This window comes from Phenylobacterium sp. (genome assembly GCF_044358365.1).
Taxonomy (GTDB): Bacteria; Pseudomonadota; Alphaproteobacteria; order Caulobacterales; family Caulobacteraceae; genus Phenylobacterium.
In genome coordinates this window covers 1-9,191 of the sequence record NZ_JBIKNZ010000099.1, presented here as the reverse complement: position 1 = coordinate 9,191, position 9,191 = coordinate 1, and the positions used below count along the sequence as shown (strand labels likewise).

The 9,191-nt window shown below is 66.3% G+C and carries 9 protein-coding genes and 2 pseudogenes; 5 read left to right on the top strand and 6 right to left on the bottom strand.

Annotated features, from left to right (window positions below):
• Nucleotides 1–183 (bottom strand): annotated as a pseudogene (locus tag ACIQ3B_RS17260) (IS110 family transposase); the annotation flags it as partial.
• A 119-nt stretch (nucleotides 184–302) separates the two neighbouring features.
• Between ACIQ3B_RS17260 and ACIQ3B_RS17255 the strand changes: the two are divergent.
• Nucleotides 303–623, top strand: coding sequence for a hypothetical protein (locus tag ACIQ3B_RS17255; protein WP_397404769.1), 321 nt, complete (start codon nucleotides 303–305; stop codon nucleotides 621–623).
• A gap of 379 nt (nucleotides 624–1,002) precedes the next feature.
• Here the strand turns inward: ACIQ3B_RS17255 and ACIQ3B_RS17250 are convergent, their stop codons facing one another.
• The 3 genes from ACIQ3B_RS17250 to ACIQ3B_RS17240 all read right to left on the bottom strand — a co-directional run bounded on the left by ACIQ3B_RS17250 (nucleotide 1,003) and on the right by ACIQ3B_RS17240 (nucleotide 3,713).
• Nucleotides 1,003–1,488 (bottom strand): very short patch repair endonuclease, encoded by a 486-nt coding sequence (locus ACIQ3B_RS17250; protein ID WP_397404767.1) that lies wholly within the window; start codon nucleotides 1,486–1,488, stop codon nucleotides 1,003–1,005.
• Nucleotides 1,485–2,471: a cysteine synthase A gene (cysK, locus tag ACIQ3B_RS17245; RefSeq protein ID WP_397404765.1), complete on the bottom strand. Its 987-nt coding sequence runs from the start codon at nucleotides 2,469–2,471 to the stop codon at nucleotides 1,485–1,487. The genes ACIQ3B_RS17250 and cysK overlap by 4 nt, the downstream gene beginning before the upstream one ends.
• A gap of 90 nt (nucleotides 2,472–2,561) precedes the next feature.
• The gene (locus tag ACIQ3B_RS17240) at nucleotides 2,562–3,713 is read right to left on the bottom strand and encodes a DNA cytosine methyltransferase (RefSeq protein WP_397404771.1); all 1,152 of its coding nucleotides are present in this window, start codon (nucleotides 3,711–3,713) and stop codon (nucleotides 2,562–2,564) included.
• Between the two features lie 10 nt (nucleotides 3,714–3,723).
• On the opposite strand from ACIQ3B_RS17240, the gene ACIQ3B_RS17235 reads away from it, so the two are divergent.
• On the top strand, nucleotides 3,724–4,191 hold the full coding sequence (locus ACIQ3B_RS17235; protein ID WP_397404763.1) for a hypothetical protein: 468 nt from the start codon (nucleotides 3,724–3,726) through the stop codon (nucleotides 4,189–4,191).
• Here the strand turns inward: ACIQ3B_RS17235 and ACIQ3B_RS17230 are convergent.
• Complete coding sequence (locus ACIQ3B_RS17230) at nucleotides 4,175–4,459, bottom strand: hypothetical protein (protein ID WP_397404761.1); 285 nt, start codon at nucleotides 4,457–4,459, stop codon at nucleotides 4,175–4,177. The two genes, ACIQ3B_RS17235 and ACIQ3B_RS17230, sit on opposite strands and share 17 nt — an antisense overlap.
• Before the next feature lie 150 nt (nucleotides 4,460–4,609).
• On the opposite strand from ACIQ3B_RS17230, the gene ACIQ3B_RS17225 reads away from it, so the two are divergent.
• Genes ACIQ3B_RS17225 through recQ form a run of 3 tightly spaced genes read left to right on the top strand, consistent with a single transcriptional unit; the run spans nucleotide 4,610 to nucleotide 9,079 of the window.
• The gene (locus ACIQ3B_RS17225) at nucleotides 4,610–6,406 is read left to right on the top strand and encodes an amidohydrolase family protein (RefSeq protein ID WP_397404759.1); all 1,797 of its coding nucleotides are present in this window, start codon (nucleotides 4,610–4,612) and stop codon (nucleotides 6,404–6,406) included.
• Between the two features lie 10 nt (nucleotides 6,407–6,416).
• A complete protein-coding gene (locus ACIQ3B_RS17220; protein ID WP_397404757.1) occupies nucleotides 6,417–7,172 on the top strand; it encodes an enoyl-CoA hydratase/isomerase family protein in 756 nt (251 codons plus the stop codon).
• Nucleotides 7,173–7,222: 50 nt separating this feature from the next.
• Nucleotides 7,223–9,079, top strand: coding sequence for a DNA helicase RecQ (recQ, locus tag ACIQ3B_RS17215; protein WP_397404755.1), 1,857 nt, complete (start codon nucleotides 7,223–7,225; stop codon nucleotides 9,077–9,079).
• Here recQ and ACIQ3B_RS17210 read toward each other — a convergent pair.
• Nucleotides 9,076–9,191, bottom strand: a pseudogene (locus ACIQ3B_RS17210) (IS481 family transposase); the annotation flags it as partial. The gene recQ and the pseudogene ACIQ3B_RS17210 overlap by 4 nt on opposite strands.

The window sequence follows — 9,191 nt, the reverse complement described above, 5'->3', positions numbered from 1 at the left end:
CGTCGAGAGCGGACCGGTCTCCAGGATCACCCGAACCAGACCCGCCGCCCGGGCCTTCAACGTCCTGGCGATCACCTCCGGATCGGTGGCGCACGCCCCGCTCCAGATTACATCTCCGGAACCATCCACCACGCACAGATGCGTGGACTTGTCCGACACGTCCAACCCGACATAAACTTCCATCTGGCCCATCCTCCTGTTTGAAGCAGCGCGATCCACTCGCTCCGACTTCGTATCCTCAGGTCTGGATGGGCCTACCTCAATTACGCGATGTCACCCTTTCAGCCCTTGCGGCTCTGCCGATGATTGCCGCCGCCACGGACGCTGATGCCTCCTGCCGTAGCCGCAAACTCAACGGTGCGGTTCTCGGCGGCGTTGGCGGCGCACTGCTGGGCGGCGCTGTGACCCACGGATCCACCGGCCCCATCGTCGGCGGTCTCGGCGGGGCGGTGATCGGCCATGAGATCGGTCGCGATGGCTGCGATCGACAGGTCCAGACCCGAAGCCAGCGGCGTGAGTCAACGCGCAAGGCCAATGCGCAAGCGCCGCGTGCGGTTCAAAAGGTCTACTATGACCAGTACGGCAATGTGGTCAGATCAGAATACATCGGCGCTCGACGTTGATGCATAGGCCCATCGTCGCACTTTGCCTGGCAACCGTGGCGCTTGGGGCCTGCAGTGCGCCTTCCTCCGGGATGTCGGCCAACGGCAGGATCTGCGCGGACTTCAAAACGCCAGGGGCGCCGATCGCAGGGATGTCGGCAGACGCCGCTGCCGTTGACGAATGCGTACGTCGCTGGTCCTACAGCCTGGCGTCATCGCGCGATGACGCGGAAACGGTTGCGCATGCAGCCTCGGTCGCCTGCAGCGCGCAGCTCGCACGGTGGAACCAGCAAACGCTCGCTCAACCGGGGGCTGACGAGACATCCAACAGTCTGTTGACCGGCGAACCGACCACCCCCCTGTCGGAACACAACACCTTCAGCCACAGCCGGGCGCTCCTCTATGTGGTGCAGGCGCGCGCCGGAACCTGCAGCCCGCCGCCTGCCAAAGATGGGGCGCCTGAGGGGATCATCTGAACCAGTTGGCGAAGCCGGGCTTTAAGCTCGGCCTCATGGCTCAGTTCGCAGGCCCACAGGATACCCACCCGCCAGCCCATCTCCCCGAGATTGGCCAGATTCCGTGCGTCCCGCGCCCGGTTCCGCGCCACCTTGGCCACCCAGTAGTCGCGGTTCTGTTTCGGCACGCGGGCGCCCCGCGCGCAGTCGTGCCCGTGCCAGAAGCAGCCGTGGACGAAGATCGCCAGCCGACGGCCGGGCAAAACGATGTCCGGGCAGCCGGGCAGGTCCTTGCGGTGAAGGCGATAGCGTACGCCCAACCCCGTCAAGGCCTTGCGCACGATCATCTCCGGAGCGGTGTTCTTGGCCCCTACGCGCCGCATCACCGCGGAGCGTTTCTCGGGCGAGAAGACGTCTGTCGTTTCGCTCACAGCCCGTCGAACAGGGCGGTCGAGACGTAGCGCTCGGCGAAGCTGGGGATGATCGCCACGATCAGCTTACCCTCCATCTCCGGGCGGCTGGCGATCTCGAAGGCGGCGGTGATGGCGGCGCCGGACGATATGCCACCGGGGATGCCCTCTTCCCGCGCCATCCGCCGCGCCATGGCGAAGCTGTCGTCGTTGGAGACCTGGACGATGTCGTCGATGACGCCGCGGTCCAGGATGCCCGGAACGAACCCGGCGCCGATGCCCTGGATCTTGTGCGGCGCAGGCGAGCCGCCAGACAGGACGGGCGACGCCGAAGGTTCAACCGCAACCATGCGGATCGAGGGTTTGCGCGCCTTCAGCACCTGACCCACGCCCGTGATGGTTCCGCCTGTGCCGACGCCGGAGATCACCGCATCCACCTTGCCGTCCGTGTCGTTCCAGATTTCCTCGGCCGTTGAGACCCGGTGGATCAACGGATTGGCGCCGTTTTCGAATTGCTGCGGCATCACCGCGCCCGGCGTGGCCTCGACGATCTCCCGGGCCCTTGCCACAGCGCCGGACATGCCCTTCTCCGCCGGGGTCAGCTCCAGCTGGGCGCCGAGGATCAGCAGCATCTTGCGCCGCTCCATCGACATGCTCTCGGGCATCACAAGGGTGCACTTGTAGCCCTTGGCGGCGCAGACGAAGGCCAGCGCAATGCCGGTGTTGCCCGAGGTGGGTTCCACTACCCGCCCGCCGGGCTTGAGCAGGCCCAAAGCCTCCAGGCTCTCGACCATTGACACCCCTATCCTGTCTTTCACCGAGGCCAGCGGGTTGAAGAATTCCAGCTTGGCGACCACCTCACCCCTGGGTTTCAGCGCGGCCGACAAATGCGGCAGGCGCACCAGCGGCGTATCGCCGATCAGGTCGAGAACGGAGTCATAGATCTTGCCACGGCCAGTCCGGCGAAAGCGGGCGGCGTCATAGGCGGGGGTGGCGGTATTCATGGGCGTTGGCTCTCGCTGCGCGTGGATGGCCGCAAACCTAAGCCTTCCGACGCGGATTGGAAGCAGTGAGGGCGGAGGTCAGGTCCAGATTTACTCTGCCGCCATGGCGGATGACGCGGCCAGCAGCGGTTCCAGCAGCTCTTGAGCCAACCAGCGCACCACGGGAACCACAACGCCGTCGCCCGCCACGTGCAGCGCCCCGGTCGCGGTCGCGGGCAGTCGATAGCTGTCGGGCAGACCCATCAGTCGGGCCGCCTCGCGAGGCGTCAACAGTCGACTACGAATCTGATCCGGCTCCACCACCAGGATCGCCTGCCGGGAGGAGCCTCCGCGCGGCGTTCTCAGACAGCCGGCCAGACCATCGAAGCGAACTTCCGCGCGTTGGACGGGGAGGCCATGTTCGATCCGCGTCCGACGGAAGACCGCTCCGACCCGGCGGGCGGACAGCGTGTCAATCCGGGCGCGATGCAGGGGGTTCATGAGCGATAGGAGCCGCGCGGTCTGATCGGCCGTGTGCCACGCGACCGCTGCATCAGGCTCCAGCAAGGCGGCAAGATCGGTGTTGCGCCGGGGCGGCGCCGATAACCCCCACCACATCCAGTGAAGCGCCAACGCGGTCGATAGCCGGGCGTGCGCCGCCTTGACGGCTCGCGTGTGGAACGGGCTGTCGCCGATCAACCCGGGGGCCGCGTCTCTGGTCGCGATCACGAACACCCGCGGCCTCGACTGGGGGAGCAGGACAGCGGCGTCGATCTCCAGCGCTCCGAAACGATAACCCCGACCAGCCAGTGCCGCGCCCAGCGCCTCAAAGTCTGCGCCGTCGTTGGACGTGAGCAAGCCAGACACATTCTCGATGACCAGCAGGCGGGGCGCACGACCAGCCGCGTCCAGTGCCTCCATCAGCCGCCAGAACCCGAAGAAGGCCGAGGACCGTCCCCCGGCCAGCCCGGCGCGCCCGCCCGCGAGGCTGAAGTCCTGACAGGGGCTTGAAGCCCAGGCGAGATCGGTGCGACCGGGCAGGTCTTCCGTCGATAGCGCCCAAACATCGCCCTCGTGAAAATGGGTGGCTGAGTCCGTAAAGTTGGCCCGGTAGGTGGCGGCTTTCACCGGGTCAAAGTCGTTGGCGAAGGCGCACTGCCAGCGCTCGCCGAGACCCAGCCGCGCCATCCCGCCGCCAGCGAAGAACTCATAGAAGGTGAAAGGGCGCGTCACAGCGCTGGACGGTAGCGTGATTTGCGGCAGGATCACGCGGATGAAACGCAGCCTCGCAATCCTGGCCCTGTTGGCCCTGACAGCGTGTCAACCGCAGGACCCCACCGGCGTCCCAGCGCCACCGCCGGCGGATGCGCCAGTCGCCACAGTGTCCCCTGTGATGGTGTCCGACTTCAGCCAGCCGATGACGGCTGTGGGCGCCGAACCATTCTGGTCCGTCAAGGTAGATGGAACCCGGTTCACCCTAAGCCGACCGGGCGAGCCAGACATGGTCGCCGAGGCGCCGGGGGCTTCGATCAAGCCCGGTCAGGCCCAATGGGTCGCCAGGGCCGTCGATGGGCGCAGTCTGGCGGTGACATTCTACGTCAGCGCCTGCTCGGATGGAATGAGCGAGCGCGCCTATCCCATGACCGCCGAGGTCACTCTTGACGGGTCTGCGGCTATGTACGGTTGCGCATTCAAGTCCGCCGAGATGGCGCCTGAACGCGGGTCTACGGCAGGTCCATGAAGCTTGGGCCGCCGAAGGTCCGGCCGACTTCCAGGATCGTCAGGTCGAACGCAAAGTTGCCATCGCTGATCTCGATCAGTCCGTCGAGGCCTGCCGCGCTGGCAGGGTCGATGGCGAGGTCGGCCAGCGAGGCGGTTTGATCTCCGAAGTCAGCGAGGGGCGACGTGGAGGCCAGGCCGCTGTCGTCGCCCATACAGCTGGTGTAATCCGCAAGCAGGGCGGTCAACTCGTCGTTGATGCTGCCGGAGATTTTGAGCGTCGCGAACATGAGTGCGTCCTGCGGGTTGGCGCGTATTCGATGCGTCGCAGAAGGACCTCGCGGCGGTAAAGATCGCGGGAAGCGATAGCGTTAACTTCAGGCCTCGATCCGTTAACCTTGGCCGAAGATCTCGGCCTGACCCTTGACCTACCCCGGTGAATGCGCGGCAAATGTCGCTCAGGCCGACGACACGAGCGGTCCAGGAGAAACGCCATGGATAAGGTATTCGACCTAGTGGTGAGGGGCGGGACCGTTGTTGACGGCACAGGGGCGCCAACCTTCGAGGCTGATGTCGGTGTCCGTGACGGACGGATCGTCGCTGTCGGCAAGATTATCGGGACAGGCGCAGAGGAGATCGACGCGCGGGGCCAGATCGTGACCCCGGGGTTTGTCGATATCCACACCCACTATGATGGCCAGGCCACCTGGGACGGACGGATGCAGCCCTCGTCATGGCACGGGGTCACGAGCGTGGTGATGGGAAACTGCGGCGTAGGCTTCGCACCCTGCAGACCCGACGACCACGACCGGCTGATCCAGCTGATGGAGGGGGTCGAGGACATTCCGTTCCCGGTGTTGGCCGAGGGCTTGCCGTGGAACTGGGAAAGCTACCCCGAGTATCTGGACGCGCTGGCGTCCCGACGGTTCGACGTGGATATCGCCAGCCAGCTACCGCACGCCGCGCTTCGGGTGTTTGTCATGGGCGAGCGTGGTGTGAACCGGGAACCCGCAACCGAAGCGGACATTCATGCAATGGCGGCGCTCGCCAGGCGCGCGATGGAGGCCGGCGCTATCGGCTTCGGCACTTCGCGAACGCTCAATCACCGTTCGTCGGATGGCTCGCCGATCGCGACGCTCACCGCCGGTGAGGACGAGCTGACCGGGATCGCCATGGGAATGGCGGCTGCGGGCAAGGGCGTGCTGCAGGTGGTCTCCGATTTCAACGATCCGGTCGAGGAGTTCGCCATGCTGCGGCGGATTGTGGCCAAGTCCGGGCGGCCGTTGTCGTTCTCTCTGCTGCAGAGCCCGCGTGAGCCTGAACAATGGCGCTACATGCTGGAGCAGATGACTGAGGCCAAGGCCTCCGGCCTTCAGATCCGTGCCCAGGTCGCGACCCGGCCTGTGGGCGTGCTGTTCGGCCTGGAACTGACGGTGAACCCGTTCTCGAGCCATCCGAGCTATCGCGAGATCAAAGCCCTGTCGCTGGCCGAGCGCGTTGCGGCGTTAAGGGATCCCGTGTTCCGCGCCCGTTTGCTGGCTGAGGAAGCCGAGAACGCCAGGGCGCCTGGTCTGTCGCCGGCGCGGGCCTGGGACCGGATCTATCTGATGGGCGGCGACAATCCGGACTACGAACCCACGCCAGACCATTCCATTGCCGCAATCGCGGCTGGACGGGGCGTCGATCCCTATGCGTTGGCGCTGGATCACATGCTTACCGATCATGGCCGCGGCATGCTCTATCTGCCGCTGCTGAACTATGCCCACAACTCGCTGGATCCGGCCTATCAGATGCTTCAGCACGACTGTGTTGTGCCCGGCCTTTCCGACGGCGGCGCCCACGTTGGCATGATTTGCGACGGCAGTTTCCCGACCTCCAATCTGATCCACTGGACCCGCGACCGTACGCGTGGACCGAAACTGAGCCTCGAACACATGGTCAAGGGCCAGTGCCGCGACACAGCCGAGACCGTAGGCCTCTATGACAGAGGCCTGATCCAGGCTGGCTACCGCGCCGATCTCAATGTCATCGACTACGACAACCTCACGCTCAAATCGCCCAGCGTGGCCTATGACCTGCCGACCGGCGGCCGCCGGCTGATCCAGAGAGCCAACGGGTACACCGCCACCATTCTCGCGGGGCAGGTGACCTACAGGGATGGAACGCCGACCCACGCCCTGCCTGGCCGACTCCTGCGGGGCGGTCAGTCGGCGCCTGCCGCCATGGCGGCGGAATAGGAGTGCACGTATGACCGACCTCGTTCTTCGCCAGGACCGCGACGGCAGCGCGACCCTGACACTCAATCGTCCCGACAAACTGAACGCACTGAACGTCGACGTGTTCGTCGAACTGGAAGCCCATGTGGAGCGATTGGCCACGGAAACGGAGAGCGTCGGGCTGGTGATCCTGCGCGGCGCCGGCCGGTGCTTCTCGGCTGGCCACGACCTCGGTGATATCTCGGTAGGCGAGAAGCTACCGGAGCCCTTCTACCAGTCGAAAGTGATCGAGCGGCTGGCCAACCTGCCGCAGCCGGTGATCTCGGCGGTTCACGGGCACTGCTACACGGGGGCGCTGGAACTCGCTCTGGTCGGCGATATCATCTTCGCCGCCGAGGGCGCCAAGTTCGCCGACACCCACGCCAAGTGGGCGCTCACCCCGGTCTGGGGTCTCAGCCAGCGTCTGCCACGGCGAGTGGGAACCTATCGGGCGCGCGAACTGATGCTGACCTGTCGTACGGTGGGCGGGATGGAGGCCGAGCGGATCGGCCTTGCCGATATCTGTGTGCCGGACGCTGACTTCGATACCCGGCTGGATGCGCTGGCGGCCCAGATCCTCGCCAACTCCTGGTTCAGCCACAGGGCCAACAAGGCGCTGCTGGTGGAAACCGACGGCCTGCAGATAGACGCTGGCCTCGCCCACGAGATCTTCCGGGGCCAGGGCCGTGGGCCCGATATGCAGGCCCGCATCGCAGGGTTCCAGAACAAGACGGTGAAGCAGGGGTAGAGACCTCGCTAACGGTGGCGCGCGGGCGCGGTTCTCGCCATAACCGGCCCATGTCGTTCGCTGTCGCCGAAGCTGAACTCTCACTACTGGACGCCGCCCGCGAAATTCTGCGCCGGACATTCGGGCATGCCGAGTTCCGGGGGCTACAAGCCGATGTGATCGCCGAGGTGCTGGCGGGGCGGAATGCTTTGGCGGTGCTGCCCACCGGCGGGGGCAAGAGCCTCTGCTACCAGATCCCCAGCCTGATCCGCCCCGGCCTCGGCCTGGTGGTCTCGCCGTTGATCGCGCTGATGACCGATCAGGTCGCCGCCCTGGTACAGTCGGGTGTGGCCGCCGCGCGGCTGGATTCCAACATCGAACCAGAAGAGAAGATCGAGACCTGGCGGCGGATCGACGCTGGCGAACTGGACATCCTTTACATCTCGCCCGAGGGGCTGATGCAGCCGTGGATGCAGGACCGGCTGAGCCGCATCCCGCTCTCGCTGATTGCTATCGATGAGGCCCACTGCGTCAGCCAGTGGGGCCATGACTTCCGGCCTGAATACCGGATGCTCGGGCGACTGGCCGATCTGTTCCCGGGCGTGCCGCGCCTGGCTGTGACCGCTACCGCTGACGCGCGGACACGCGAGGACATCCGTGCCGAACTGCGTCTGGAGAACGACGCCGAGTTCGTCGCCAGCTTTGCGCGGCCCGAACTGATCCTGTCGGCGGAACGCAAGCGCGGCGCCGACAAGCGCGTGGTGGAGCTGGTCACTGCCCGCCCGGGCCGTTCCGGCGTGGTCTATGCCGGCTCACGCGACAAGACCGAGAAGCTGGCGGAGTTGTTGCGGGCGGCGGGCGTGCCCGCCCTCGCCTATCATGCCGGCCTCGACAGGCGCCTCCGCGAGACGCGGTTGACGGAGTTCCTCGAGGCCGACGCGGCCGTGATGGTGGCGACCATCGCTTTCGGCATGGGGGTGGACAAGCCCGATGTCCGCTTCGTGATCCACGCGGACCCGCCGGGATCCATCGAGGCCTACTGGCAGGAGATCGGCCGTGCGGGCCGCGACGGCGAGCCGGCCGAAGGCATCACCCTCTATGGCGCCGCCGACATGGGCTGGGCGTTGCGCCGCATCGCCGAGCGCGAGATGGATGACGCGGTCAAACAGGTGCAGGTGCGCAAGGTGCGCCAGCTCTACACCTTGCTGGACGGCGCCGGCTGTCGCGCGGCCACGGTGCGGCGCTATTTCGGCGAGGAGGGCGTGGAGGTCTGCGGCCAATGCGACCTCTGCACGGGATCGGTCGAGACCATCGACGCTACCCTTGCGGCGCAGAAGGCCCTGTCAGCGGCGGCCCGGCTGGGTGGTCGCTATGGGCGGGGTCGGCTGGTAGACCACCTGCTTGGCAAGACCAAGGACGTTAGCGAGCAGGAGACCTCACTCTCCACCTGGGGCATCGGGCAAGAACTTTCCACCAGCCAGTGGCGCGACCTGTGTGAGCAGTTGCTGTTCGAAGGCTTGCTGCGGGAGGATCCCAACGATGGCCGCCCCCTCGTCGGCGTAGGTGACGCCGAGGCCGTCCGCGCGGTCTTTCGGGGCGATCAACGGGTGATGATGCGCAAGCACCCTGACGGCGCCGAGGATGGCCCGCGCGCACCCCGAAAGAGCAAACGCGCGCGAACCGCCGCCGCCGCCCTGTCGCCTGCGGACCAGCCGCTGTTCGAAGCCCTGCGCGCCTGGCGCACATCCCAGGCCAAGGCCCAACACGTGCCGCCCTATGTGATCTTCAGCGACCGCACGCTGACCGAGATCGCCACTGCAAGGCCCGCCAGCCGCGCCGCGCTCGAACGCGTCAACGGTGTCGGCGAGGCCAAGCTGGTGCACTACGGCCAGGCGGTGCTGGAGCTGGTAGGTGGGTTCGAGGGCTAGGTGTTCAGTCCCGAGGTCAAGTGGACCGGATCGAGCCGGAAGCGGTGGGGTTCGTTGGCCCAAGCTGTACAGATGGCTTCGTAGGGTGTGAGGCCGCGTAAGGTCTTCAGCC